The sequence below is a fragment of the Nonomuraea jabiensis genome, from assembly GCF_014204795.1.
GTDB classification, from domain to species: Bacteria; Actinomycetota; Actinomycetes; order Streptosporangiales; family Streptosporangiaceae; genus Nonomuraea; species Nonomuraea jabiensis.
This window is the reverse complement of the sequence record NZ_JACHMB010000001.1, coordinates 8,636,625-8,662,011: the sequence shown is the minus strand read 5'-3', so window position 1 is coordinate 8,662,011 and position 25,387 is coordinate 8,636,625. Positions and strand designations below refer to the sequence as shown.

Annotated in this window: 30 protein-coding genes; 18 read left to right on the top strand and 12 right to left on the bottom strand. The window is 70.9% G+C overall.

The features are described 5' to 3' along the window. Window positions 1-92: 92 nt before the first annotated feature. Window positions 93-554 (bottom strand): hypothetical protein, encoded by a 462-nt coding sequence (locus HD596_RS39465; protein WP_185074557.1) that lies wholly within the window; start codon window positions 552-554, stop codon window positions 93-95. A 186-nt stretch (window positions 555-740) separates the two neighbouring features. Between HD596_RS39465 and HD596_RS39460 the strand changes: the two genes are divergently transcribed. Together HD596_RS39460 and HD596_RS39455 are read left to right on the top strand one after the other, a co-directional pair. After that, complete coding sequence (locus tag HD596_RS39460; RefSeq protein WP_185074556.1) at window positions 741-1,484, top strand: beta/gamma crystallin family protein; 744 nt, start codon at window positions 741-743, stop codon at window positions 1,482-1,484. Window positions 1,485-1,885: 401 nt separating this feature from the next. Continuing rightward, window positions 1,886-2,641, top strand: coding sequence for a hypothetical protein (locus tag HD596_RS39455; protein WP_313046137.1), 756 nt, complete (start codon window positions 1,886-1,888; stop codon window positions 2,639-2,641). Window positions 2,642-2,768: 127 nt separating this feature from the next. Here HD596_RS39455 and HD596_RS39450 read toward each other — a convergent pair whose 3' ends face one another. Beyond that, window positions 2,769-3,422: a CAP domain-containing protein gene (locus HD596_RS39450; protein WP_185074554.1), complete on the bottom strand. Its 654-nt coding sequence runs from the start codon at window positions 3,420-3,422 to the stop codon at window positions 2,769-2,771. 65 nt (window positions 3,423-3,487) lie between these two features. Continuing rightward, window positions 3,488-4,159 (bottom strand): TetR/AcrR family transcriptional regulator, encoded by a 672-nt coding sequence (locus HD596_RS65135; RefSeq protein ID WP_185074553.1) that lies wholly within the window; start codon window positions 4,157-4,159, stop codon window positions 3,488-3,490. A gap of 81 nt (window positions 4,160-4,240) precedes the next feature. On the opposite strand from HD596_RS65135, the gene HD596_RS39440 reads away from it, so the two are divergent. The 5 genes from HD596_RS39440 to HD596_RS39420 all read left to right on the top strand — a co-directional run bounded on the left by HD596_RS39440 (window position 4,241) and on the right by HD596_RS39420 (window position 9,347). Then, window positions 4,241-4,924 carry a GAP family protein gene (locus HD596_RS39440; RefSeq protein WP_185074552.1) on the top strand — a complete coding sequence of 228 codons (684 nt, stop codon included), beginning with the start codon at window positions 4,241-4,243 and terminating at the stop codon, window positions 4,922-4,924. Continuing rightward, window positions 4,912-5,343, top strand: a complete 432-nt coding sequence (locus HD596_RS39435) for a maleylpyruvate isomerase N-terminal domain-containing protein (protein ID WP_185074551.1) — start codon at window positions 4,912-4,914, stop codon at window positions 5,341-5,343. Before HD596_RS39440 ends, HD596_RS39435 begins: the two co-directional genes overlap by 13 nt. 86 nt (window positions 5,344-5,429) lie before the next feature. Beyond that, window positions 5,430-6,932 (top strand): CYTH and CHAD domain-containing protein, encoded by a 1,503-nt coding sequence (locus HD596_RS39430; RefSeq protein ID WP_185074550.1) that lies wholly within the window; start codon window positions 5,430-5,432, stop codon window positions 6,930-6,932. Between the two features lie 211 nt (window positions 6,933-7,143). Further along, the gene (locus HD596_RS39425) at window positions 7,144-8,526 is read left to right on the top strand and encodes an MFS transporter (RefSeq protein ID WP_185074549.1); all 1,383 of its coding nucleotides are present in this window, start codon (window positions 7,144-7,146) and stop codon (window positions 8,524-8,526) included. After that, window positions 8,523-9,347, top strand: a complete 825-nt coding sequence (locus tag HD596_RS39420) for a carbohydrate deacetylase (RefSeq protein ID WP_185074548.1) — start codon at window positions 8,523-8,525, stop codon at window positions 9,345-9,347. Before HD596_RS39425 ends, HD596_RS39420 begins: the two co-directional genes overlap by 4 nt. A gap of 337 nt (window positions 9,348-9,684) precedes the next feature. On the opposite strand, the gene HD596_RS39415 is transcribed toward HD596_RS39420, so the two are convergent. Continuing rightward, window positions 9,685-10,509, bottom strand: a complete 825-nt coding sequence (locus HD596_RS39415) for an LLM class flavin-dependent oxidoreductase (RefSeq protein WP_185074547.1) — start codon at window positions 10,507-10,509, stop codon at window positions 9,685-9,687. Between the two features lie 69 nt (window positions 10,510-10,578). Further along, entirely contained in the window at window positions 10,579-11,469 is an 891-nt protein-coding gene (locus tag HD596_RS39410; RefSeq protein WP_185074546.1) for an alpha/beta fold hydrolase, read from the bottom strand. Window positions 11,470-11,564: 95 nt separating this feature from the next. On the opposite strand from HD596_RS39410, the gene HD596_RS39405 reads away from it, so the two are divergent. Further along, a complete protein-coding gene (locus HD596_RS39405; RefSeq protein WP_185074545.1) occupies window positions 11,565-12,470 on the top strand; it encodes a LysR family transcriptional regulator in 906 nt (301 codons plus the stop codon). Window positions 12,471-12,593: 123 nt separating this feature from the next. Here the strand turns inward: HD596_RS39405 and HD596_RS39400 are convergent, their stop codons facing one another. Further along, complete coding sequence (locus HD596_RS39400) at window positions 12,594-13,391, bottom strand: hypothetical protein (protein ID WP_185074544.1); 798 nt, start codon at window positions 13,389-13,391, stop codon at window positions 12,594-12,596. A gap of 162 nt (window positions 13,392-13,553) precedes the next feature. Here HD596_RS39400 and HD596_RS39395 point away from each other — a divergent pair, with 162 nt between their 5' ends. Further along, complete coding sequence (locus HD596_RS39395; protein WP_185074543.1) at window positions 13,554-14,174, top strand: L-threonylcarbamoyladenylate synthase; 621 nt, start codon at window positions 13,554-13,556, stop codon at window positions 14,172-14,174. 42 nt (window positions 14,175-14,216) lie between these two features. Here HD596_RS39395 and HD596_RS39390 read toward each other — a convergent pair whose 3' ends face one another. Both HD596_RS39390 and HD596_RS39385 read right to left on the bottom strand, forming a co-directional pair. Continuing rightward, the gene (locus tag HD596_RS39390; RefSeq protein ID WP_313047626.1) at window positions 14,217-14,672 is read right to left on the bottom strand and encodes an SMI1/KNR4 family protein; all 456 of its coding nucleotides are present in this window, start codon (window positions 14,670-14,672) and stop codon (window positions 14,217-14,219) included. A 105-nt stretch (window positions 14,673-14,777) separates the two neighbouring features. Beyond that, complete coding sequence (locus tag HD596_RS39385; protein WP_185074541.1) at window positions 14,778-14,948, bottom strand: hypothetical protein; 171 nt, start codon at window positions 14,946-14,948, stop codon at window positions 14,778-14,780. Here HD596_RS39385 and HD596_RS39380 point away from each other — a divergent pair. Then, the gene (locus HD596_RS39380) at window positions 14,947-15,699 is read left to right on the top strand and encodes a nitronate monooxygenase (protein ID WP_185074540.1); all 753 of its coding nucleotides are present in this window, start codon (window positions 14,947-14,949) and stop codon (window positions 15,697-15,699) included. The genes HD596_RS39385 and HD596_RS39380 overlap by 2 nt on opposite strands. Before the next feature lie 32 nt (window positions 15,700-15,731). Here the strand turns inward: HD596_RS39380 and HD596_RS39375 are convergent, their stop codons facing one another. Then, on the bottom strand, window positions 15,732-16,928 hold the full coding sequence (locus HD596_RS39375) for an RNA-guided endonuclease InsQ/TnpB family protein (RefSeq protein WP_185074539.1): 1,197 nt from the start codon (window positions 16,926-16,928) through the stop codon (window positions 15,732-15,734). 241 nt (window positions 16,929-17,169) lie between these two features. Between HD596_RS39375 and HD596_RS39370 the strand changes: the two genes are divergently transcribed. After that, a complete protein-coding gene (locus HD596_RS39370; RefSeq protein WP_185074538.1) occupies window positions 17,170-17,343 on the top strand; it encodes a hypothetical protein in 174 nt (57 codons plus the stop codon). 6 nt (window positions 17,344-17,349) lie between these two features. Here HD596_RS39370 and HD596_RS39365 read toward each other — a convergent pair whose 3' ends face one another. Then, complete coding sequence (locus HD596_RS39365; protein ID WP_246555167.1) at window positions 17,350-19,035, bottom strand: HAL/PAL/TAL family ammonia-lyase; 1,686 nt, start codon at window positions 19,033-19,035, stop codon at window positions 17,350-17,352. Between the two features lie 197 nt (window positions 19,036-19,232). Between HD596_RS39365 and HD596_RS39360 the strand changes: the two genes are divergently transcribed. From HD596_RS39360 to HD596_RS39340, 5 genes are all read left to right on the top strand, one after another. Next, window positions 19,233-19,619: a PadR family transcriptional regulator gene (locus HD596_RS39360; RefSeq protein WP_185074537.1), complete on the top strand. Its 387-nt coding sequence runs from the start codon at window positions 19,233-19,235 to the stop codon at window positions 19,617-19,619. Further along, on the top strand, window positions 19,616-20,335 hold the full coding sequence (locus HD596_RS39355) for an RDD family protein (RefSeq protein WP_185074536.1): 720 nt from the start codon (window positions 19,616-19,618) through the stop codon (window positions 20,333-20,335). The genes HD596_RS39360 and HD596_RS39355 overlap by 4 nt, the downstream gene beginning before the upstream one ends. After that, window positions 20,332-20,991, top strand: coding sequence for a type II CAAX endopeptidase family protein (locus tag HD596_RS65130; protein WP_185074535.1), 660 nt, complete (start codon window positions 20,332-20,334; stop codon window positions 20,989-20,991). The genes HD596_RS39355 and HD596_RS65130 overlap by 4 nt, the downstream gene beginning before the upstream one ends. Window positions 20,992-21,065: 74 nt before the next feature. Continuing rightward, window positions 21,066-21,395, top strand: a complete 330-nt coding sequence (locus HD596_RS39345; protein WP_221519718.1) for a hypothetical protein — start codon at window positions 21,066-21,068, stop codon at window positions 21,393-21,395. Window positions 21,396-21,403: 8 nt separating this feature from the next. After that, a complete protein-coding gene (locus tag HD596_RS39340; RefSeq protein WP_185074533.1) occupies window positions 21,404-21,718 on the top strand; it encodes a PepSY-associated transmembrane domain-containing protein in 315 nt (104 codons plus the stop codon). 16 nt (window positions 21,719-21,734) lie between these two features. Here HD596_RS39340 and HD596_RS39335 read toward each other — a convergent pair whose 3' ends face one another. Further along, a complete protein-coding gene (locus tag HD596_RS39335) occupies window positions 21,735-22,715 on the bottom strand; it encodes a site-specific integrase (RefSeq protein WP_185074532.1) in 981 nt (326 codons plus the stop codon). Next, entirely contained in the window at window positions 22,709-22,954 is a 246-nt protein-coding gene (locus tag HD596_RS39330; protein WP_185074531.1) for a hypothetical protein, read from the bottom strand. Before HD596_RS39330 ends, HD596_RS39335 begins: the two co-directional genes overlap by 7 nt. Window positions 22,955-23,079: 125 nt before the next feature. Here HD596_RS39330 and HD596_RS39325 point away from each other — a divergent pair, with 125 nt between their 5' ends. Together HD596_RS39325 and HD596_RS39320 are read left to right on the top strand one after the other, a co-directional pair. Next, a complete protein-coding gene (locus HD596_RS39325) occupies window positions 23,080-24,588 on the top strand; it encodes a helicase HerA-like domain-containing protein (RefSeq protein ID WP_185074530.1) in 1,509 nt (502 codons plus the stop codon). A gap of 129 nt (window positions 24,589-24,717) precedes the next feature. Beyond that, a complete protein-coding gene (locus HD596_RS39320) occupies window positions 24,718-25,320 on the top strand; it encodes a DUF6069 family protein (protein ID WP_185074529.1) in 603 nt (200 codons plus the stop codon). Window positions 25,321-25,387: the final 67 nt, after the last annotated feature.

Here is a 25,387-nt window from a genome sequence, read left to right as displayed (position 1 = left end):
GGGTCCGTTTTGTTGCCGTTCATCCGGCGGTGTGTTTTTTGTACGTTGCAAGCAGATCATCGCGTTTGTAGCGGAAAGTGAGGTTTCAGGACTCAGTCTCGGCTGCAGCAGCGGGCGTAGAGGTCGCGGGCGCTGGCGTGCAGGAGCTGGCCCGACTCTCGCCGCATGCCGCCGACCGGCCAGGCCGTGCCGTGCACCTCGACGGCCATGAGGTCGGCGTACAGGCGTCGTCCCTGTGCCCGTACGTCCTTGGCGACGGCGGGATCGACGAGAGCGATCATGGCGGCGGCGTACATCCAGCGGGATCGCCACCGCGCCAGGGCGACGCCGCGCTCGTGCCGCGTCGTCGCGTCGCGCATGCCGGTGCGGACGTCCTCGACCGCCGCGGCCAGCTGCAGGGCGGCCTGGCGCGCTCGTTCCCGGCGGGCGGCACGCCGCCGGGCCCTCCACCGGATCAGTGCCGAGCAGGCCCCCAGCACCACGATGCCGATCAACGATATCCCCGCAGCGCCCCACGGTGCGGCCGCGTCCGCCCCAGCGGTGTCTCCAAGCATGTCCGGACCATACGGGCCGCGAGCCCAACAGCCGATCAAGCCCGGCACTTGCCCCGCTCAAGATGGAGCCCGCGAACTCATGGCGGCATTGACCATGAACACCATCCCCAACACTGGGGAATGCCCAGGTCGCCGCGCCACCCGACCATGAAGGAGTTCGCACCACTCACAGGGGGAGGCAAACCCGTGACAAGCATCTCTACCCCGGCCCGCCGCGAGATCGAGCGGTTCCTGGAGTTCTCCGACCACGTCGGCGGCCTGAACGAGGCCGACGTGCTGGCGCTGCTGCGCGAGCGGGGCATCACCACGCTGGAGGGGCTCGTCAGCAAGGCGGTCAACGCGCCCCGCTCCGCGCCGCCCATCAGGATGGACGCGGCCCAGGCGCTGAGCAGGCCCGCGACCGCCGCCACCCAGCACGCCACCCAGCACGCCACCCAGCCCGTCACCCACCCGGCGCCCGCCATGGCGGTGGTCGTGGACGGTGTCGAGCACGACCCCCGCGACCTGTCGCGGTTCGACGGCCGTCCGCTGACCTACATCTACGGCACCGAGCGCCTGGTCGCGCTGACCGACGACAGCGCGCTCAACGGCGCGGTGTGGGCGGCCTCGCAACTGCGCGCGGCCGACCCCCGCCCGGCGACGCAGGGCCAGGTCCAGATGTTCGAGCACGTGGACTACGCCGGCGACTGGTTCTGGTGCGGCGCCCGGCAGGCGCACAACGACCTGACCAGCGTCCACCACGGCCCGCTGCACCTGCACGACTGGAACGACGTCATCAGCTCCATGGGCAGCACCAACAACGCCGTCCGCTACTACGAGCACATCAACTTCGGCGGCAGTTCCCTGTTCGTCCAGCCCTTCTCCGACATCCCGACCCTCGTCCCCAGCGGATGGAACGATCGCATCTCCTCTGTCTGGAACCTGGGCTGACCCGACCCCTCCACCCCGGTGAGCCGTAGCGAGAAGGCCGCCGGGACCCGCGAGCCCGCTCTGCGCGAGCGGGCTCGCGGCAAAAACGATGGCGGGCGGAATGAGGAATCGGCAGGGCACCCGACCGAAATTACAGACCGCTCAAAAATCCCGGACATGCATGTTTGCAAACCCGTGGCACATTGTGGACACCTGCCTTGTCAAGCCGGATATCCGCGCGCACAGTCAGAGCAAACACCCCAGCCATATCTGGAGGGCAGATGAACGAAAAGGGCACCCCAAATCCCCGCAGCAGAATAACAATAAGAAGTCTCTTATCCGCTGGCCTCGCGATATTCGCCGCCGCATTCCTCGCCGCACCGCCCGCAGCGGCCCTGGCCCTGCCGACGCCTAAGGAATTCGTGTCGAATCTCGACCTTGAGTGCTTCAAGACCACCTCGTACCAGCCGCCGGCCACCACATTGGTGCTGCGCCACCTCAACCCCGTGCTCGGCAACCTGCCGACCGTGCAGGTCACGCTGGGCCAGCGCGAACAACTCTGCGTCCCGGTGGCCAAGAACAACGTCATCCCACCGCCGAATGTCCTCGACTACATCAGGTTCGTCGACCTGTCGTGCTACCGGGTGACCGGGCCCTCGATCAACCAGAATCTGGGGCTGCGCCATTTGAACCCGGTCCTGCAGAACGTGCCGGGCATCAGCGTCACGCTGAACGTGCCGCAGCATTTGTGCGTGCCGGTCGCCAAGAACGGCGTGGTCCCGGCCCCGGACATCCTGCGCGTCATCTCGCACATCGACCTGCTGTGTTACGCGCACCAGCCGAACCCGTCCATGAACCTGCCCCTGACCCTCACTCAGCTCAACCCCGTGCTGGTCAACCAGATCCCCACCGGGACCGTCCAGGTCACCGCCGCCCGCCAGCTCTGCGTCCCGGTGCAGAAGGCCCGTGACGAGATCCCGCCGGACGTGCTCGACGTCGTACGCTGGATCGACCTGGAGAAGTTCGACGTGACCAGCCCGGCCATCTCTCCGGTGCCGCTGACCCTGAAACACCTGAACCCGGTGCTGGGCAACCTGCCCCCCGAGGAGCTCAGGATCGCCGGCGCCGCGCAACTGGCCGTCCCCGTCTCCAAGAACGGGATCGTGCCGCCCGGCTGACCCACCTCCGCGACCGGGCCAGACGACCGGCCCGGTCGCACGCCGCCGGAGGCGGGAGCTGTTGGCGGCCGGGGCGCCTGGTCGAGGTCCGGCCGGGAACGCTGCCGCCCGCGACGGCCCGGCCCGGCTAGCGCTGGCAGCGCCCATAGTCGACCACGAACGTCCCGCCGCCCGCCGCGCCCGCGCCGGCCGGGTCCGCCGCCCCCGCCGCCGCGCCGATGCCCACGTCGGTCAGCGTCGGGCTCAGGACGATCTGGCGGTGGCCGTACGTGCTGACGTACACCCACCAATGGACGGCGGCCCGCGGCGTGCCCGACCCGCCCCAGCCGGTGTAGGTGGTCTCGGCGTAGGCCCAGGACAGCGGGTTCGGGCAGTAGCCCGCGCCCGTTATCCGGCTGTACGGCGTCGAGCCGGTCTGCGGGTTGGTGTGCGAGTCCGCGCCCGGCCGCCACCACTTCAGGGTCGCGGCGGCGCCGGCGTGCGCGGCCGCCGCGGCGTCGAGCTGGCTGTTGCGCGTGAGCGGGGCCAGCCCGGCCCGGGCGCGCTCGTCGTCGATGAGGCAGTGCAGCGCCTGCCGCACCATGGTGAGGTTGCCGCTGGTGGGAGCCTGGTCGTAATACGCCGATGCGGCGGCGCAGTTCGGCGCGGCGGTGGCCGGGGCGCTCTCCACGGCGCTCAGCGCCGCGAGGCCGAGGGCGGCGGCACCGAGCAGGCGGCCGCTGCGCGACAGCACGGCGGGGAGCTGGGGCCGCCGCCGGATGGATGGTGACAGATCGCTCATCGGAGGACTCCCTTCGTTGAGCCTCCAGTGAAACGGCGACTCCCGGGCGAGCGCCTGAGTAGGCCCTACTCAGCTGTCCGCGGGGACGGTCGGTGCGCGTGCTGGTCCGGCCGGGCACGAGGTACGGCCTCCAGCAGGGAACGCAGCAGCTGTGCGGCGGTGTCGGCGGACACTTGCCCCGGCGTGTTCACGATCTGGGAGGCGAGCCCGTCGACGAACGTGTGCAGGATCGCCGCCCAGAGCTCCACCTGGGCGTCACGGTGCGGGAGCATGGCCTGGTCCAGTTCGCGGGCCGGCTCGTGTCCGCGCAGGGCGGCGACGCATTGGCGGTGCAGCGCCCGTTGGTCGTTCCACGTCGCAGAGCCTCCTTCCGGAGGGTGCCGGCGTTCCCATTCCACGATCGCCGACCACAGCGCGTACTCCTCGCGCCGCTCGTCATCCAACGGCAGCATCTCCGCCATGATCGAGGCGATCTGATCGACCATCGAGCCCTGCGTGCGGGGCCGCTGGACGCGCGGGAGGACCCGCCGGCGGAGGGTGTCGGTAGTGGCCTGGACGACGTAGGCCTGCAGTTCGTACTGATTGGCGAAGTAATGCCGCAGGGACCCGGTGGACCAGCCGGCTTCGGCGGCGACTCCGCGGACGGTCACGCCGGCCAGCCCTTCGCGCAGGATCACCCGGATGGCGGCCTCGGCGAGCTCTGCCCGCCGCTGGTCATGATCAACAAGTCGCGGCACGCCACATGCTAACACACATGTGCTATTTTAATTCGCACGAGCGTGTTATTACGGATCGTTGACTCCCGGAGGGAGACGGGTGTGTCGATCGAGACGATTGGCGCGGTGCTCGGACTGGCCCTGCTCGACACGCTGAGTCCCACCGTCATCGGGATGACTCTCTATCTGCTGCTGGTCCGGCCGCCCCGGGTAGGGGCGCTGCTGGCCGTGTACCTCGGATCGGTCGCGATCGCGTACTTCGCCTTGGGCGTCCTGCTCATGCTCGGCATGGGCGCGCTCGCGCCACGGATGGAAGGCAACGCGTGGGCCTGGGGGCAGGCCGCCCTCGGCGCCGCGCTCATCGTGGGGAGCTACTTCATCCGCGACAGGACCCCCGAGCGCGCATCCATCCGGGCCCGCTCCTTCACCATGCGCGCGATGCTGCTGCTGGGGCTGGGGACCTGGCTGTTCGAGTTCGCCACCGCCGTGCCGTACTTCGGCGCGATCGCCATCATGACCTCGGCCGGCCTGACCGCCGCCCAATGGTCGCCGCTGCTGGGCGGGTACGTGACCATCATGGTGCTTCCGGGCCTCCTGCTCCTTCTCGCCTGGGCGGCCCTGGGCGGACGGACGCGGGAACGGTTCGAACGGTGGCGGGACAGGCTCTCCTCCGGATCCCGCTCAACCCTGCGCTGGATCGTCGGGATAGCAGGAGCCCTGATCCTCCTGGAGGCGGTTGACACGCTGTTCCCGCAGGTAGCCATCGTCACCCCATGGGACAGCTGATACCAGGACGTGCCGGCTCGTTCCCGGCCTTCCCGTGCTCCACCAGCATCGCCCCCGCGGCGCTCCTGCGGCGCTGGCGCACGGTCGCCTTCGCGACGCCGGAGGCCCTGCGGTCCCAGCCCAAAGGCGCCCGGCTGTCCTGGGTCGCCACCTCGCTCTCCCCGGCGACTCTCGCCACCACCCGCCTGGCCGAGCACTGGGCCCACGCCCACGACGTCACCGACCCGCTCGGCATCCCCTATCCCGACGGCGAGCTCTGGCGCTTCGGCGACCCTTCTGCGCCGTCCACGATCAGCGGCTCCGCCGCCGAGTTCTGCCGCGTCGGCGCCCGCCGCCTGTCGCCCGCGGACACGACGCCGAAGGCGAGCGGCCCGTACGGCCCTCAGGCACTCGCCGTCCTGCGCAACTACGCCCTCTGACGGCGCCGGACGGCGAGAAGTGTTCGATGGATATGGCGGGTAGTGGGGTGGTTTCACCTGATTCCCGCACGCCGAGGAGAGTGACGATGGCGAACCACGTAGAGATCGAACGCAAGTACGATGTCGACGGCGCGATCGCGATCGAGGACCTGGCGGGCCCCGACGTCACGCTGGACGAGCCGCACACGTGGCGACTCGTGGCCGACTACGTCGACACCCCCGACCTCGCGCTGGCCAGGCACGGCGTCACGCTGCGCCGTCGCGAGGGCGGTCAGGACGCCGGGTGGCATCTCAAGTTGCCCCTGGTCAAGGGCGGCCGGCGGGAAGTGCACGCACCGCTGGGAGCGGGCGCGCGCCCCGTGCCCGCCGGGCTGGCCAGCCTCGTGGCGGCGTTCGTACGCGGGCGCGAGCTCGTACCGGTCGTCACCCTGGAGACCGATCGCACCGCGCGCACCCTGCACGACCGCGACGGTGTGGCGCTGGCCGAGGTCAGCGACGACGTGGTGGAGGGCCGGCGGCTGACGGGCGGCCTGGATCGGCGGCCGGTGTCATGGCGCGAGATCGAGGTGGAGCTGCTCGACGGGCCCGCCGACGTACTGGACGCCCTGGAGGAGAAGCTGTGCGAGGCGGGGGCCGTCACCTCGACGTCGCCGTCCAAGCTGGCGCGGGTGCTGGGCGACGAGCTCGCCCCCGAGTCCGGCCGCGGCGGGCGCAGTGCCGGGGCGGCGCTGATGGCGTACATGGAGCGGCAGCGCGGGCAGGTGCTCGCCTACGACCCGCTGGTGCAGCTGGCCGATCACGACGATGACACGGTGCACAAGATGCGGGTGGCGGTGCGGCGGATCCGCAGCGTCCTGCGCACGCATGCGCGGCTGCTCGACCGCGAACGGGTCGCCGAGCTGGAGGCGGAGCTGAAGTGGCTGGCCGGCGAGCTCGGCACCGTACGCGACCTCGAGGTGCTCACGGCCCGGTTCGACCGCCACCTCGCCGAACGCCGCATGGAGAGCCGGGCGGGCCGGGAGAGCCTGGACCGGCTGGCCGCGGAGGAGCGCGAGGCCAGGCGCGCCCTCAAGCACACGCTGCGCGGCCCCCGCTACTTCGCCGTGCTCGCGGCTCTCGACGACTTCATCGCCGACCCGCCCTTCCGCGGCCGGGCCCACCGCAAGGCGACCCGGGTGCTGCCCGGCCTGCTGGCGGGCAGCTGGCGCAAGGTGCAGTCCAGGTACGGCCGGGCCGAACGCCTTCCCGAGGGCGCCGAGCGCGACCGGATGCTGCACTCCACCCGCAAGGCCGCCAAACGAGCCCGCTACACCGCCGAAGCCACCGCGGACATCCTTGGCAAGCCCGCCACGAAGCTCGCCAAACAGGCGGAGAAGCTCCAGGAGACCCTCGGCAGTCGCCAGGACGCCCTGGTCGCCCAGGACTGGCTGATCCGGCTCGGCACGCGCCCCGGGCTGTCGGCGGAGGACGCGTTCACCCTCGGCATCCTCCTCGACGCCGAACGCGAAGAGGCCACCGAAACAACGCACGACCTCGCCCCGGTCCTGGACAAGGCCACCAAGCGGGTGCGCACGCTCGAGAACCGCTGACCGGAGAGCGAGCGATCACCGGCGGCAGCGTAGTCCGTCGTGCGCCCGGGCATGTTCTTGGCATGCCCGGGATCGCAGACCAGAGACATCGGGACCGGATCGGCAGTCGGCGTCCGGCGTGGCGCGATTCCTCTTCACCTGCCGTTCTCCTTCGAGTGCGAAGGTAACGCCGCGCAGGGTCGGCTTCGGCTTCGGCAAGGAAGGTGATCGCGTGTCCCAGTCCGGTACGGCCTCCGCCCCGGGGCGGACTCCCGCGTGGCGCTACGCCGTCGGGATGTTCGGCACCTCCATCCCGATCAACATGATCAAGGGATCGATGATCCTCTTCTACGTCGACATTCTCGGGCTCGACGTCCGCGCTTACGGCGTGGTCATGGTGATCTACGCGGTCATCGACGCGCTCGACAACCCGCTGCTCGGCCACCTCTCCGACCGCACCCGAAGCCGGTTCGGCCGGCGCCGCCCGTGGCTGCTCGTCGGCGCGCCGATGCTCGCGGCCTGCATGATCGCGTTCTTCTCCGCGCCGACCTCGCTGCAGGGCGCCGGCCTCGTGCTCTGGTTCGCGGTGTTCGCGATCCTGTGCGAGGCTTTCGACTCGATGCTCAACGCCAACTACGGCGCGCTGCTCCCCGAGCTGTACCCCCAGGAGCGCGACCGGGCCGTCGCCAACGGTCTGCGCCAGGGCTTCCAGCTCGTGGCGCTCGTGATCTCGCTCGCGGTCACCCCGTTGCTCACGACGAACGTGTTCGGCACCGAGGAATCCACCCGGGGCTTCCAGACCACAGCGATCATCTATGGCACGGTCGCGCTCGTCGTGATCGTGTTCATGGCGCTCGGCGCACGCGAGCGTCCCCGCTACTCCACGCGCGAGCGGCCGCTGCTGCTTGCCAGCGTGTGGTCGATCGTGCGCAACCCGATGTTCTGGTCGGTCGGGCTCATCGGCGCCTGTTACGGCACGGCCATGGCGCTCGTGCTCGCGGGCATCCAGCTGTACGTCCGCTACTCGCTCGGGCTCCCGGTCGGGAACGCGCTCTACCTCCAGGGCATCGTCATCCTCGTCTCGGCGGGCGGCCTCGTGCTGTGGACGCGCGTCGTCGCCCGTCGCGGCGCCCTGTGGACCTGGCGGCTCGCCTTCGCGGTCCTCGCGGTCAGCTTCGCCGCCTTGTTCTTCGCCACCGACCTCGTCACCGCGATCGCCGCGGGCGTGCTCGTCGGGGCCGGGTGGTCGGGAATGCTCGCCACGAACGATCTCATCGTCGCGCGTGTGCTGGACGCCGACGCAGCGCGAAACGGGGAGCACCGCGAGGGGCTCTTCCTGTCCGCGTTCGGCTTCTTCACCCGGCTGAACGGGATCGTGACCGGGCTCGCGCTCACCTCGCTGGGCGTGTTCTTCGGCTACAACTCGGGCGACGACCCCGGTACCGATCCAGGGCTCGCGTTCCGGGTGTACTTATGCGCGTACCCGTTCGTGCTGACGGCGATCGGCGCGGTCGCGGCGCGACTCGTCTCGGTCCCGATCGAGACACCGCCCGAGGCGGCCGAGCCGCCGCCCCCCGTTCCCGGTGACGAGTCGGCCGTGGAGCGTCCCCGATGACCCGCCGCGTCGTGATCACGGCCGACGATCTCGGCCGGGAACCCGGGACGACGGAGGTCATCGTCGCACTGCTCGCCGAGGGGCACGTCAGCGCGACGACGCTCATCTGCGTCTCACCGGCCGCGGAACGAGCGGCGAGCCAGGTCCGGGAGCTCGGCGTCGTACCCCGGCTGCACGTGACGCTCACGAGCGAGCGCGGGCTCCCGCCTTGGCGGCCCCTCAACGACTCGGCGAGCCTCGTCGATCCGGACGGGACACTCAGTGACGATCCGCTGGTCCTCGGGGCCCGCGGCGAGGCCCAGGACGTCGTACGGGAGGCGGACGCGCAGCTGCACTGGATGCGCGAGCGGGGCCTCGTACCGGATGCGGCCGACTCCCACGCCGGCACCCTCTACGGCCTGCACGGCAGATCGTGGCTCGCCGAGTCGCTCGAGTGGTGCGCGCGCCACGGCCTCGCCTTCCGGCTGCCCCGGGACCCGGAACCGTACTTCGGCGGGCCGCTCCCGCCGCCGCTCGCGGCAGCGCACGAGCACGCCATCGCGCTCGCCGACGCGCTCGGCGTGTCCATCCCGGAGACGATCGCGACCAACCGGCGCACGGCACACGAGCTCGGCTCCTACGAGCAGCTGCGGGACGACTACCTCCGCCGGCTCGCAGCCCTCCCGGAGGGCACGAGCGAGTTGTTCCTGCACCCGTCCCGGGAGGACGCGCTCCCGGGGCCGGACGGCATCGTGCGGGCCTGGGAGGCGCGGCTGCTGCGTGACCCGATGTGGCACCGCGCCCTGGAGAGTGAGCGCGTGGAGGTCGTCGGAGGCTGGTAGACGGCCGGCGGATGCGCGGGCCACGGCCTTCACTCCCCGGCGAGGTGGCCGGCCTGGTCCGGGCGGCGGGGCCGCGACGACGAGGCTGGGTGAGCGGCGCGTCGTGCGGGCGTAGAGACAGGGCCACTCCCGACGTTCCCGCGACGAGCCGAAGCCAGCGCCGAGGCGCGATGACCAGCCAGGCGCGGGAGTCGAACCACACGCCTCGCCGGTGTCATGGTCGTCGAGCAGGGCCAGCAGCCGGTCGAGAGCACGAGCCGTCGCCGCGGCGTCCAGGTCGGCGCCCAGATCCTTCACCATCCGCAGATTGACGAGGGCGTCGCGGGCGCCGGCCGCGTCAATCGCCGCCCGGACTCGTCGGGCCGTCGCGGAGTACGCCGCGCACCGTGTCGAGCCGTACACCCGGGTCGAACTCGGTCAGCCACCAGGTCGCGCCGGCGGCGGCGTACGGCAGCGGGTCGGCGTCGGAGGGCAGGCTGATGGCGATGTCGTACGAGGCCATGTGGCCGGGTCGCAGTTCGGTGAGGGTGGCGACGGCCTCGGCGAGCTGGTCCGGGTGCTCCAGATTGACCGGGAAGAAGCCGTCGAGCCGGGCGGCCCGGCGGATCGGCTTGACGTTCCCGGGGAATCCGGCGGCCCACACCGGCACGCCGGGCCGCTGCACCGGCCGCGGCAGGAACGTGATGTCGTCGACGGTGTAGTGCTCGCCGCGATGACGTACCGGCTCGCCGGACCAGGCGGCGGCCAGGATCGCCACGGACTCGTCGAGCATCCGCCCGCGCCGCCGGTCGTCGAGCTGCTCGCCGGTCCTGGACAGTTCGCCGCCGAACCGGTCGCTTCCGAGGCCGACACCGAGGATGAGGCGGCCGGCGCTGAGCCGGTCCAGCGTCGCGGTCTCCCGCGCCACCTTGACCGGCCGCCGGCGGGCGAGCGCCGACACCATCGGGCCGAGCCGCAGCCGCTCGGTCGCGGTCGCGATCGCCGCCAGCGCGATCCACGGGTCGGCGACCTGCCGGACCGGCGCCCGCCAGCACAGGTGATCCCACACGAAGCAGCCGTCCCACCCGGCTTCCTCAGCGTCGGCGGCAAGGCGCGCCACCACCCGCGGATCGGCGAGGTCGTCGAAGAGCGGCAGCCACAGGGCCGAACGCAGCCGGTTCATGGGGCGAACTCCTTCCTGCCGTACCAGGGCCGAGGTGAAGCCATCCGCTCCGCCGCCGGCCTCGGCAGGTCACGTGGCCGGCCGGGCTTCGGAGACGGAAAGGATCTCTGAAATCGCGGTGTCCCAGAGCTCCGGCGGCGGCATCTGGTGCCCCATGCCTTCGAGCGGGACGAGCCGTGCTCCGGGGATCTCCCGTGCCAGCGCCTCGCCGTGCCCGTACGGGAAGAGCGGGTCCGCGGTGCCGTGCAGTACCAGCGTGGGCGCCGCGATCTCACCGAGGCGGGCGCGGACGGGCTCGCCGCCGTCGAGCTGCCAGTGGTTCTGCGCCGACGCCAGGGACGGGCTGCGGTCCCAGACGCGGCCGACGACGCGGCGCATCCGCTCCTCGTCGACGGGGATGGTGCCTGCGAAGGTGCGCTCGCCGTCGGTGTAGTACGCGATGACGGCCTCCCGGTCGGACCAGTCGGGCGTCTCGTCGCCGCCCTCGGCGAACCGCGCCGCCAGTTCGGCGCTCATCGGTGGCAGGTCGGGCTGGTCCGGGCCGCCGGGCCCGCCGGGGCTGGTGGCGATGAGCGTCAGGGAGGCGACGCGGCCGGGGTGGTGCACGGCCAGGTGCTGGGCGATGCCGCCGCCCATGGAGACGCCGACTATGTGGGCGGCCGCGATGCCGAGTTCGTCGAGCAGGCCGACGGCGTCGGCGAGGAGGGCTTCGCTTCCGTACGGGGGCTCGCCGGGCGGGAAGGTCGTGGAGCGGCCGGTGTCCCGGGTGTCGTACCGGATGACGTGCCGCCCGCCGGCGGCGAGGCGCTCGCAGAACTCGTCGTCCCACCAGTCCATCGACGCCTCGGCGCCGCCGATGAGCAGCAGGGCGGGGGCGGCAGGGTCGCCGAAGGTCTGGGCGCAGAGCTCGACGCCGTTGATCTTGAGAAGTCGCTCGCCGTGTGCTTGTCGAGTGGTCATGTCTGGCACGCTAGAGCCGGGGCCTCCATCGTGAAAAGCGATGATTTATCATCATATTGATCGCTTCAGGCGATATAGTTGCTACGCTGCAAAGCGTGATCGACCTCGAACTGCGCCACCTGGCGGCGTTGGCCGCCATCGCCGACGAGGGATCGTTCGGCCGGGCGGCGGCCCGTCTCGGGTACACCCAGTCGACGGTGAGCCAGCAGATCGCGGCGTTGGAGAAGGCCGTCGGCGGTCCGGTGTTCGACCGTCCGGGCGGTCCCAAGCCGGTGCGGATCACCCCACTCGGGTCCGTGGTCCTGAGCCAGGGTCGCGAACTGCTGGCGAAGGCGGAGGCGCTGGCCGACGCCGTGGACCGGTTCAAGGCGGGAGACGGCCGGATCGACATCGGCACGTTCCAGAGCGTGTCCAACGTCATCCTGCCGTCGGTCGTACGGCGGCTGCGAGACGAGCACCCCTTCTGCGACATCAGGTTGTCGGAGGAGGAGCCGGAGCAGCCCCAGATCGGCGAGCTTGACCTGCTCTTCTACGACGGCCCCATCGAGGGCGACGTCGAGCACGTCAAGCTGCTCGACGATCCGTACCTGCTGGTGGCGGGCGCCGGAACCTTCCCCGCCGGCCCGGTCCCGCTGGACCTCCTCGACGGCACACCGATGGTGGCCTGGCCGCTCACCTGCGACCAGCCCTCGATGGAACAGGCAGTCGCCCGCAGCGGCGCCCGTCCGCAGGTCGTCTTCCGCACCGCGGTCAACGACACCGTGCTGTCGATGGTGCGAGCCGGCCTGGGATCGGCGATCCTCCCCTGGCTCGCCATCCGCGGCGCCGACGTCCCCTCCGACGACAGGCTCCGCATCCACGAGCTCCGGCCGTCCCCGCCGCCACGGGAGATCTACCTGCACTGGCGGGCCGGACGCACCCACTCGCCGCTTGCCCGCCGGGCCATCGAGATCGCCGTCGAGGTCGCGGCCGAGCTCCCACCGCCGCCGGCCGGCGCTTGACACATACGGCTTGAGCTTGCCGGAACCTGCACGCCCCACAGGCCGGCCGTGGCCGTGCCTCCACCCCCTGCTCCCGAAGGCGTCCCCGGCTCCTCGGATGGAGCTCGCCCACCCCTCGCGTCGTCAGCCCGGAAGGCGCCAGTTGCAGATGTCCTTGATGCATAGCTCGGGAGTCGTCTTGCGGGGGTCCGGCGCCTTGATCAATACCTTGCTGCCCCACCGGCTGTAGCGAGTGTCGACGTGGAGGGTCTTGCCCATCAGCTCGTCCAGTCCGTCGGTGAACGTGAACGTGCTCTGTACCCTGCTGACCAGGCCCGCGGAGGTCAGCGTGACGGTGTAGGCGAGCCTCGCGTCCAGATCCCAGCCGGCGTGGTTCGAGTGCTCCGCCCAGCGGGAGACCCGCTTGAGCTCCCTGAAGGTGATCGCGCCGGTGACGGTGGTCCCGCTCCGCTGCCCGTTCTTCAGCAGGGCGGCCAGGGTCGCGGACTCGGCCGGGTTGACGAGCTGCTCGTCATAGCCGAGCAGCGCGGTGTGCCAGAGGTGCAACTGGTGACGATCCTCCCACCAGGTCTTGCCCTTCTTCAGCAATTTCCCAACGAGACCGCCGGACTGATAGCTGGTGCCGCCAATGTCGTGGTTGAAGCCGATGACCCGTTCGCGCCCGTACTCGCCTCCGGTGGTGGAGACGTCCAGCGCTTTGATCTCGCCCTTGGCGTTGAACTCGAAGATCCCCTTGCGCCGGCGTTCCGCCCGTTCGTCGGCGCCCTCTAAGAGGGTGGTTGTCTCGGTGACATGCATGCCGTGTCCGGGTGCCAGAACGGCTTTCAGCGCCTGTACAGGGTCCGTAGTCGCTGCTTGCGCGGAAGCAGCGCCCGCCAGCAGAGCACCGCAGGCCACCAAAGTTGTGATCACCCTTCTCATGATGGTGATCCTTCCGCGAGCGGATCACGTCCGGAACACGGGCCGGCTGCGGCCACCGAAAGATCAGAACATCTTGAATCGCAGAGAAGCTGCCGGAGGGCGAGACCGTACGGCCCTGGGGCCGCCTGTCGTGCCATGGCGCCGGCCCCTAAGATCCGAGGCGTGGCCAGATATTTCGATCTTCATCCGGACAATCCCCAGCCTCGCCTGATCAGCCAGATCGCCGAGATCCTGCGGGCGGACGGGCTCATCGCCTATCCCACCGACTCGTGCTATGCCCTCGGCTGCCGACCGGGCAACAAGGAGGGCCTCGACCGGATCAGGGAGATCCGCGGCCTCGGCAGCGACCACCACTTCACCCTGGTATGCCGCGACTTCGCCCAATTCGGCCAGTTCGTTCACCTGAGCAATGCGCTGTTCCGCCAGGTCAAGGCGGCCACTCCCGGCGGTTACACTTTCATTCTGCCCGCGACCAAGGAGGTGCCGCGGCGGCTGCTGCATCCCCGGAAGAAGACGGTCGGCGTCCGCATCCCTGATCACGTCGTCACCCAGGCGCTGCTGGCCGAGCTCGGCGAACCGCTCGTCTCCAGCACCCTGCTGCTGCCCGGCGAGACCGAACCATCGACGCAGGGCTGGGAGATCAAGGAGCGGCTCGACCACGTGGTGGACGCGGTCATCGACTCCGGCGAATGCGGCGCCACTCCGACGACCGTCGTCGACTTCTCGCAGGAGGAACCCGAGATTCTCCGCCGGGGCACGGGAGACACGTCCCTGTTCGAATAGGCGACCGGCCCTGGTCGACCTACCGCAGTCCGGCGCCGCTTCCTACGGAAGCTCAGGGGGCTGAATCGACGATGTCCCGCTCCACTTCGCCGGCGGCCGCCCTGGGCTTCCAGTAGCCGATGGACGTGCCGTTCTCATGGCGTCGGCCGTGGCCCTCAGCAGGGAGCTCATGCTGCCCTCGTGGTCGGTCGTGCCGACGTCACGCTGCACCGAATCGACCACGAGATGGTTCCCCATGCCGTCGGCGCCGACGGCCAGCATGCGCCCGTCCCACCATTCCGTGCGCGCGTCAGCGTCGCTCCCGTCCCCCTCGTTGTCGCCGTCGATCTCGCACAGGCCCCGCCAGTTGTCGAGGATCTCCGCGACGCTCGCGTTCGAGTTGCCCAGGAAGCCGGAGGCCCAGGTGTCGTCGAGGAAGACTGAGCCGTCGTGCCGCAGCAGCGACGCGCGCAGGTCGTCGGGAAAGCGCAGGCCCATCTCGGCCTCCGCCGCCGCGATGTCCGCCGCCGGAGGCCAGCAGGACGAGCGCGCATCCCGCCGCGCCCCAGCGGGTCAGGCTGCGGCGGGCCGCTGCGCTAAGCGCGAGCCACGCCGTCCGGGGAGTCATTGATCGCCGCACGTCCGGCAGGGTATCCGGAAGCGATCATCGACGAGATCGGTTACGGCAAGGGGAGAACGGGCTTCGCCGTCCGTATATCCCAGCCGCACCACGACCTGCACCGGGAACGGTGGTGAGGCCGCCGTCGATGAGCGATGAGCGATGATGGCGATCATGGCATTGACGACGGAGTTCACGGAGATGTTCGGGGTGCGGCATCCCATCGCGCTGGCCCCGATGGGCGGCTCGGCCGGTGGGGCACTGACCGCGGCCGTCTCCAACGGCGGCGGGCTGGGGCTGCTGGGCTCGAGGAACGGAGACCCGGACTGGCTGGCCCGTGAGCTGCCGATCGTCACGCGGAACATCGATAAGCCGTGGGGTGTCGGGTTCCAGGCGTGGGCGATCGAGGTCGGCGCGGTCGAGCGGGTGCTGGAGCACGGCCCCAAGGCGGTGATGTTGTCCTTCGGCGATCCGCGTCCGTTCGCCGGGCGCGTCCGGGCCTCCGGCACGGCGCTGATCGTTCAGGTCGCCGACCTGGAGGAGGCCCGGCAGGCGGTGGACGTGGGCGCCGACGTCATCGTGGCGCAGGGCACCGAGGGCGGCGGGCACGGGGCCCGGCATGGACGCTCGACGTTGCCGTTCGTGCCGATCGTGGTGGACCTGGTGGCGCCGGTGCCCGTGCTGGCCGCGGGAGGGATCGCCGACGGTCGCGGCGTCGCCGCGGCCCTGGCTCTGGGCGCCGCCGGGGCGCTCATCGGCACCCGCTTCCAGGCCACCGCCGAGGCCCTGGTCGACCCTTCGATCGCCAGGTCGATCGTCGAGGGCCGCGGGCAGGACACCAGCCGCGTGCTGGACATCGCCCGCGGCTCCACGGGGCCGTCGAAGTACACCGCCCGTACTCTCGGCCACCCGTTCATCGATCAGTGACTCCTCCGCTCCCTGAAGGGAGCGGCTTCTCGCTAAGCCGCTCGCGCAGCCTCACGAAGGGCAAGCCCTGCCCTCAAGATGTTGATCGCCGCGTTCACGTCGGCGTGCCCGCAAAACCCGCACCCCGTACACCGGAAAACGGCCTGGGTGACGCGGTTGTCCTTCGCGCAGTGCCCGCAGCGCGGGCACGTACGGGAGGTGTTGGCGGGGTTCACCGCGATCAGCTGTCGACCGGCGCTTTCAGCCTTGTGCGACAGGATCGTCAAGAACGCCGACCAGCCCGCGTCGAGAATGCTCTTGTTCAGCCCGGATTTAGCCGACTGGCCGTTGGCCAGGTAGCCGCCTTCGCCGTCCGGTTTGGGCGCGGCACGCCGGGTCATGCCCGCCACATTCAGCGCTACGTGCACGATCACGTCATAGCCGCGAACCAGCGCAAGCGCGGCCTTGTGCGCCGCATCAAGGCGTTGCCGCCGCACCCTGGCGTGCAAGGCCGCCACCCGCGCGACGGCCTTACCGCGCCGCTTGGATCCTCGCTTCTTACCGGCGAGCTTCCGCTGGGCCGCTGCCAGACGGCTCGCGGAGGTGGCGAGGTGGCGCTGGTTGTCGAGGTGGTCGCCGTCGCTGGTCGTGGCCAGCCAGGCGACACCCACGTCAACACCCGCGACCGCGCCCGTGGCGGGAAGGGTGGGTGCGGGCACCTCATCACACGACAGCACGACGAACCAGCGGGCGCCTTCCCGCTTGACGCTGATCGTCTTGACGGTGCCCAGCACCCGGCGGTGCTGGTGGACCCGCACATGACCGATGCCCTGCAACCGCACGTAGGTCGCGGCCGGGTGGTGTGGCTGGGAGTCCCACCGGCAGCCGTCACCGTCCTTGGGCCACTCGACCGTGTCGAACCAGCCTCGCCCTTTGAAACGCGGGAACCCTGGCGTGCGGCCTGCTTTGACGCGATCGAAGAACGCCCGGTACGCCTTGTCCAGCCTGCGGAGGGTGGCCTGCTGGGAGGAGAACGACCACCGGCCCTGACCGCCGGGGTCGTCGGCGCGGATGTGCTTCAGCTCCGCCGACTGCTCCCCGTAACGCACCGTCACCCCGGCTTTACGGTAGGCCGTACGGCGGTGTTCAAGAGCCGCGTTGTACAACTCCCGGTGGTCCTCCAGGCACTGCGCGAGCGCGGCGGCCTGCTTGCCGGTGGGGCGCAGCAGGAACTTGAACGACCTGCGCACACCCACCCCCCACGCTCGGTAACGAGACCACCACGATATCGGCCGGCACCGACAAAACCCGGAAGGACATCTGTGACCCGCGGACCTGACAGGTCAAGGCACCCTCTGGCCGTGGCGGCCCTCCCGCTCCCCATTCCCCCCGTCGCCTGAAGACGACGGTTCCCTCGGGAGACTCTGATGGCTGGGCCGGGAGGCGGACCTGGCCGCGGACTCCGAGGCCAGGCAGGAGTACCGGGAGGCCGTGGCGCGTGGGGAGGTACCCCCGTTGCCGGTGTGGGCCGGCGAGGCCGTAGACCTCATCACGGACCTGCCGGGCGCGGCCGATCTCGTCGCCCGCCTGGCCGCGCAGGCCGAGAACGCGCTGGCCCGCGCGGGCAGAGAGCGGGCGCAAGATCGACGGGACCGGTCCGGGTGAGCGGCGTCAGGCGGCGGTGGACGGCACGAGGCGGCGGTTGCGTACGAGCCAGACGGCGCGCTCCAGGTCCGGAGTCAGGTAGCGGTCGTCGCCCAGAGGCGCGATGTGCTGCCGGAGCTCCGCGTGCAGGGACCGCGTGACGGCGCCGAGCGGCAGGCCCTGCATCTTCTGCGCGATGAGGTCGATGCCCTGGGCCGCCATCATGTACTGGACGGCCAGGACGACCCCGAGCCGGTCCAGGTTCTGCTGCAGGTGCCTGACCGAGGCCATCGCCATCGTGTTGTGGTCCTCCTGCCCGTCCTTGACCGGCCGGGACAGCGTTCCCGCCGGTGTGGCCCTGACCTGCATCTCCGGGACCAGCGCGGCGGCCACCGTCTGCACCTGCACCATGCCGGAGTTGAGGCCGACGGTCCCGCCGGCGAGGTTGGCGGGCAGGCCGTAGCTCCACCTGGGCGACAGCAGCCGCCCCGACAGCTCCTGCGACAGCACCCCGACGTCGGTGATCTCCGCGTTCAGGGTGTCGGCCAGGTGTCCCATGACGGAGGCGTCCCAGTTGCCGCCCATCACGAACTCGTACCCCTGCCCGTCCGGCCGCAGGAAGACCAGCGGGTTGGAGGTCGAGGAGTTGGCCTCGCGCACCAGGGCGCGGCGTGCCTCGGCCAGCGCGTGCCGCAGGCCGGCCAGGATGTGCGGCGCCGCGCGCACCGAGACCGCGTCCTGGATGCGGGGCTCGTAGTTCGCCGGGTCGAGGCGCTTGCGGCCCTCCTCCGTCATCCAGCCCGAGCCCGCGACCATCGCGCGCAGCCGCGTGGCCACCGCGTCCTCCTCGGGGATGTGGCGTTCCTTGTGGGTACGCGCGTCGAGCGAGCCCTGCTCGGCCCTGGTCGCCTCCATGAACAGGGCGAAGGCGCCCTCCGCCTGGTCGGCGAGCGTGGTGGCCCGGTAGACGGCGTTCATCAGCATGGCGGCCACGACGGTGCTGCCGCTGATGATGGGCAGCGCCTCCCCCGCCTGGAACACGAAGTCCCTGGGCAGCCCGGCCTGCGGCAGGATCTCGGAAGCGGGCCCCTCGCGGCCCAGGTAGCGTACGGGCGCGTTCTCGCCGGCCGCCGCGAGCCCCGCGGCGGCCTGCGGCTGCAGGTCCCCGGTGCCCAGCGACCCGATCTGCGGCATGCGCGGTATGACTCCGGCGTTGACCATGGACAGCAGGCGCTGCGGCACCTCGGGCCGCACCCCGTACGTTCCCCTGGCCATCTGGTTCGCCTTGAGGATCAGGGCCAGCTTGGCCACGTTGTCGGGCAGCGGCTCGCCGACGCCCGCGGCGTGGGAGCGCAGGACGTTGCGCTGGAACTGCTCGGCCTGCTCGGGCGAGAGCGGGCGGTCCTTCAGCGGCCCGAGCGCCTGGTTCCAGCCGTACACGCGCTGGTTGGCCAGGGCGGCCAGCGCCCCCTGCCGCGTCTGGTTCATGGTCGCCGGCACGGTCGCCGCGAGCTGTGCGGTGACGGGGCGGCCGGCGAGGACCGCGAAGGCGTCCCGGAGCGAGAACGAGCTTCCGTCCAGCACCAGGGTCAGCGGACGCGGCGGCGCGGCCGCCGCGGGCGGGCTTTCGGGGGTGGCGACGGCCTGGCCCGGTACGAGCATGGCGACGATCAGGGCCGCACCGGCGGCTGTACGTCCAAGTTTGGTGGTCAACGTGTCCCCCGGCCTTCGCGACGCGGATCAGCAACGCTCCCTTTTAGACACGGGACGGGACGGCGTAGAAGACGGCTCGGCAATGGCGGGACAAATGCTGACTCAGCCTCGACCGGTCTGTGACAGGTCGCCGCCGGCCTGATCCTGATACGACCCGATACCTTGTCACGCAAGGCATCGGGTCGTACATTGCTGGTATGCCTGAGGACACCGAGGGGGCACCGGGCTCGGCCACCGTCGCCCGCCTGCGCCGCGAGCTCGCGCGGGGCACGACCGAGCTGGCCGTGCTGTCCGTCCTCGACGTCCGCCGCCGGTACGGCTACGAGCTGCTGAAGCTGCTGCGGCAGGCGGGTGAGGGGGTCCTGGAGGTCAAGGAGGGCACGCTCTACCCGCTGCTGCACCGGCTCGAGGACGCCGGCCACATCCTCGCGACCTGGGAGGCGGAAGGGCGGGCCAGGCCGCGCAAGTACTACGTCATCACCCCGGACGGTCGCACATACCTCGCCATGTTGCGGGCCGAGTGGAGCGGCCTGGTGGACGCCATGCGACAGCTACTCGACACCCTTGGCGAGGTGCAGGAATGAGCGACGAACAGCAGATCATCGACGACTACGCGGAAAGGGCCGGACGGCACCTGACCGGTCCGGCCCGGGAGAGGGCGAAGGCGGAGCTCGTCGATCACCTGTCCGACGCGGCGGAGGCGGGCGAGCTGGCCGAGGCCCTGAGCCGGCTCGGCACCCCGGAGGAGGCGGCGGCCGCCTTCGCCGAGTCCAATCCCGCGCCGCCCGCCCGCGTGGACGTGCGGTTCGTCGCCGTACTGATCGACAACCTGCCGCTCGTCGGCGTCACGATCGCGCTGCTCGTCCAGGGGCTGGCGCGGGTGGCGGAGCAGGCAGGCGGGTTCAGCCTGGCGTTCCCGCCCTACGTGTACGTCAAGGTCGGCGATGTCTGCGTGTCCTCCGCACCCCAGGGGTGCGCAGTCGCCGCCTACGACGCCGCCGGGCTGCTCTACACCCTGGGCGTCCCGCTCGCCCTGGCCTGGTCGATCGTCGGCCTGGGGCTGCTGGAGGCGTGGACCGGCACGACGCCGGGCAAGCGCGCCATGAAATTACGGGTGGTGACCGAGGCCGGGCTGCGCGTCAATCCGGTCGCCGGCATCGTGCGCAGGCTCAGCCTGCTGCTGGGGCCGTTCGCCTGGCTGGACTGGGCCCCCGTCCTGTGGGGCGACCGGCGACGGCTGCTCGATCGCCTGGTCGGGACCAAGGTCGTGGCCGCCGTCCCCGCCGGGCAGACCCGGTGAACCCCGCCGGCCCGCGCGTTCCGCCCCTCGTGGCACTGGCCGTCGGGGTGGCGCTGTGGTTCGTCCCCACCGGGGTGCAGCGCGCGCTCTGGCTGACGGCCGGCGGCGACACGGTGAACTTCGACGTCGTCCTGCTGTCGCGCTGGCTCGCCGCCGCGCTGCTGCTGGGCTTCGTCCTGGCGGTGGAGAAGCGCCCGCTGTCGTCGGTGGGAGTGCGCGCCCCGCGCCCGCGGGACGTCCTGATCACCGTCGGGCTGGCCGTCCTGGCGCTGGTGGCCGGCGTCGCCCTGTACGTGCTCCTCGCGGGCGGGGGCTCCGGCCAGGAGTCGTCGCAGTCGGGCCAGATCATGGCCGGTCTGTCGGTCGTCCAGAGCGTCCACCTGATCGTCAACGCGGCGATCGTCGAGGAGCTCTTCTTCCGGGGCTTCCTCATGGAACGCCTCATCGACCTCACCCGGCGGGTCTGGCCGGCCGCGCTCGTGTCGTACGTGGTGTTCGTCGGCTCCCACGTACCCGGCTCGGGCTGGGCCACCACGCTCACCATGGTCGCCGTGGGATCGGTGCTCTTCGTCGGCCTCTACTGGTGGCGCCGCAACCTGCCGCTGTGCGCCGGCGCCCACGCCATCACCAACCTGATCATCCTCGCCAACGCCTAGGTCACGACGTTTCCGCAGGACAGGCGGGGGGATGATTCCGAACCGTCTGGGATCGCGGCAACCGGGGGGTAAGCGTGCCAGTCACTGGACAGAGTGGAAGCTGGCTGTGGGCGCGGGACTTCGACGGGACATTCAGCCACACGGTCACTGTTCAGGTCGCCAACCGCGACACTTTCGCGGAGATCGCCTTGATCGAGGACTGGGTGCTGAACAAGGAATTCCATGTGGCGAAGTGCGCGATCACTCAGATCGTCAGCGCCAGCGGGGTCGAGAACTGGGACATCGAGGCGATCGGCGTCTTCAATCCGAATGCTTTCCGAAGGAATGTCACGAGCATCACGTTCGGGGCGCTGGCCGTCGACTCGCGGGCCGCCGCGCGGTGGATGCTGACCTTCTGGTCTTAGGAGGAGTGATGGAATCCCACTTCGAGGCGCGGGAGGGCGCGGAGCCGCACCACCAGTGGTGCCTGGTGTACGACGTCGAGTCCTCCCGGGTCGTCCACCTGCACCAGCACCTCGCCGTCAGCTCGGACGCGGCCTTGGCCACGGAGCAGTTGGCCGAGGCGGCTCTGGCGCAAGTGCCGTCCGGTCTCTCCCGGGAGCGCCTTGCCGTCGCGCATCCGGATCCCGGCGTGGAACTGGGTCCGGACATGACCTACGTGATCGATCCGGAATCGGGCCGGGTGACCGCCAGGCCGGACGCGCAGACGTTCTACGAGACGCGCTGAGCCAGGTCGCACGCGCTCATGCCGGTGCGGTGGCCGTGCCGGCGCGGAGCTTGCGCGGGTGCAGCAGCTTGGCCCGCGACGCCGGGATGCCGCCGGCGGACCCGGCGTCCCGGAGGGCGGCCGTGAGCCAGCCGGCGCTCACCGGCTGGCCGTCGCCCTGCTTGATCAGCAGATCGCCGGCGGCCCGGGTGGAGCTCAACGCCTTCAGCCAGGGATGGACCCAGGTGGGGACCGGGAAGGTGACGACGTCCCCTCGATCGTCGCGCATGGTGACGAGCACCAGCGGGTTGTTCGACCCGTGACCCACGGCGTGCAGGTCCTCGCTGGTCAGACCGGCCAGCGTGGCCACGCTGGCGCCGGTGGCCTCGATCAGGGCGACGGCCACCGCCTCCGCCACGCGGCCGTCCGCGGCCAGCCGGGAGGCGCCGAGGCGCAGCAGCCGCCGTTCGTCGCGCGTGATCGCGAGCGGCTGGGGCTCGCCGGCGGGCGCCGAGCCGCCGTCGCCCTGCCGGATCGCGCCGATCGACCAGGCGAACCAGTAGAAAGAGGACAGGGCGCGGTGTTTCCTGGCCACGGTGGCGCCGGAGAGGGCCCGGCCGGGGTTGCGTACACCGACGGTGAGCGCGCCGATCCGGGCCTGCTCGCAGTAGGCGTCCAGGTGCGCGCCGGTGGCGGCGAGCAGCCCCACGTGCGGCTCCGTGGCCTGCAGCCAGCGCAGGAACCCGGCCAGGGTCTGCAGGCACGCCTGCCGCGTGGCCGTGCTGGGCCGCTCCAGCAGCCAGGCGGCCACCGTACGCCGGGTGTGACGGTCCAGGGCGTCGAGGAGCTCGACGTCGGCGCGGGGCCGCAATCCGGCGATCTGCCCGACGCCAGGTACGGCTTCCGCGCGCGGAGGCGGCGTCCCGGGCACGCCACGGCGCGCGGCCCGGGTGCCGGCCGGATCCTCGCCGGCCGGCGCGTCTGCTCCTCCAGCGGGCGCGTACGACATGCTCACCACGCGCGCGCCGGTGAGACCTCGGCGGTGCGGGGTCGTCCCGCGCCGGTGGCGCACGGCAGAGCCGCATGGCCGCACGTCGGCGACGCGGCCATCGCGATCGCTGCGGCCGTCGCGAAGACATAGCCGCCGCAGCCGGCAGTCAGACCAATCATCATTGTGTTGATCTTCTCATGGATGGAGACGGACTGGCGTCGCCTGCCATCGATCGCCCGGCCGCATGCCGTCACCGCCGGCGGCACACCCGGACGTGGTCACCTCGCCTGCAGGTGACGATCTGCCGGCGGATCGACTTGTCACTCTTTTCCGTGACATATGCATCACAATGGGTAACAACAGTGTGGGGGATGCCGAACGGGGAGAGCCGATGAAGGGGTACGACGTCGAGGGACCGGCGCTGGAGCTCGGGGCCCTGGTGCGAGAGGACGGCACCGCCGACCCCTCGGAACAGATCCGCATCTCCCTCGGCATGCTGAACCGGCACGGCCTGGTCGCCGGCGCCACCGGGACGGGGAAGACCAAGACCCTCCAGCTCATGGCGGAACAGCTCGCGGCCCAGGGAGTCCCGGTCTTCCTCGCCGACATCAAGGGCGACCTGTCGGGGCTCGCCTCGCCGGGTACGACCTCCGAACGCGTCACCCGGCGGGCCGCCGAGGTGGGACAGGCATGGCAGCCCATGGCCTGCCCGGCGGAGTTCTTCTCCCTGGGCGGCCTGGGGACCGGGATCCCGATCCGCGCCACCATGACCGCCTTCGGGCCGACCCTGCTCGCCAAGGTCCTCGGCCTCAACGAGACGCAGGAGTCGTCGCTCGGCCTGATCTTCTACTTCGCCGACAAGCACGGGCTGCCCCTGCTCGACCTCAAGGACCTGATCGCGGTCATCCGGTACCTGACCGACACCCCGGAGGCGCTGAGCGGGATCGGCGGGCTGTCGGCGGCGACGGCGGGCGTCATCCTGCGGTCGCTGACCAACTTCGAGGCGCAGGGGGCGGAGGCGTTCTTCGGCGAGCCGGAGTTCGACGTGCGCGACCTGCTCCGGGTGACCGCGGACGGCAAGGGCATGGTCTCCGTTCTCGAGCTGCCCGCCGTGCAGGACCGGCCGCAGCTGTTCTCCACCTTCCTGATGTGGCTGCTCGCCGACCTCTTCCAGGTGCTGCCCGAAGTGGGCGATGTGGACAAGCCGAAGCTCGTGTTCTTCTTCGACGAGGCGCATCTGCTGTTCGACGACGCGTCCAAGGCGTTCCTGCAGTCGATCACCCAGACCGTGCGGCTGATCCGGTCGAAGGGCGTCGGCGTCTTCTTCGTCACCCAGACGCCGAACGACGTGCCGTCCGACGTGCTGGCCCAGCTCGGCGCGCGCGTCCAGCACGCCCTGCGCGCCTTCACCCCCCAGGACGCCAAGGCGCTCAAGGCCACCGTCTCGACCTTCCCCGCGTCCTCCTACGACCTGGAGCGGCTGCTCACCGAGCTCGGCATCGGCGAGGCCGTGGTCACGGTCCTGTCCGAGACGGGCGCGCCGACCCCCGTGGCCTGGACGCGCCTGCGCGCCCCGCGGACGCTCATGGCGCCGTCGAGCCCGGACATGGTCCAGGGCGTCATCACCGCCTCGCCGCTGCAGCAGAAGTACGGTACGGCCGTCGACCGCCAGTCCGCCTACGAGATCCTGTCCGCCAAGCTGGCCGAACAGCAGCAGGCCGGGGAACCCGCCGCCGAGCCGGAAAGGCCCACCGAGCGGAAGCCCGAGCCGAGCCGGTCCGTGCTGGAGAGCGTGCTGGAGTCGAAGGAGTTCCGCTCCATGGCGCGGTCGGCGGCCTCCGCCCTCGGCCGGGAGATCACCAGATCCATCTTCGGCACCGCCCGCCGCGGACGGCGCTGACCCGGAGCGCGTCCGGCCCGAAGGTGACCGACAGTGATCAGCCTGGAGCGGAAAGCGGCCTTACCCTCTTGACGGCGCGTGTAAGGTGCTCGAAGTGCCTGATCAGCATCCGCGACAAGGGTGATTCGCATGTCATACCCCTCCCACGACGGCTACGATCGCCGCCCGGCTCCGGCCCGGCAAAGGGTGAATCCCGCGCGAGTGTGGGGCGGCGGCGTGGCGGCCGCCGTGGTGGCCGCCCTGATCGTGGTGGTCGGAGTCATGATCAGCAAGAGCCTGCTCGGCATCCGCGTCCTGACCCCCGACGGTGCGCCCGCCTACGGCAGCGCGGCGACCACGGGATACGCGATCTCGGCCGCCGCCCTGGCGCTCGTCGCCACGCTGCTGCTCTACATCCTCATGCTGTCGACCCCCGAGCCGAACAGGTTCTTCGGCTGGATCGCCGGGCTCGGCACCGTCATCATCACCCTTCTTCCGTTCATGAACTCCGCGGCCCTCGTCCCGCAGATCGCCACGGCGGTCATCAACCTGATCATCGGCGTCGCGATCGTCTCGCTGCTGGCCTCGATCGGGCGGACGGCCATCGAGGAGGTGCCGGATCAGGGGCCGTACCCGTACGAGCAGCCCCGCGGGTACGAGCAGCAGCCCCGGGGATACGACCACCAGCGGGGCTACGAGCAGCAGCGCGGATACGAGCAGCCCCGGTACGAGCGGTCGCGCGAGTACGAGTAGCGCGGATACGAGCGCCGGGACCACAACCCGTACGACTGACCGGCTTCGCCCCAGTGCCGCCGGCAGG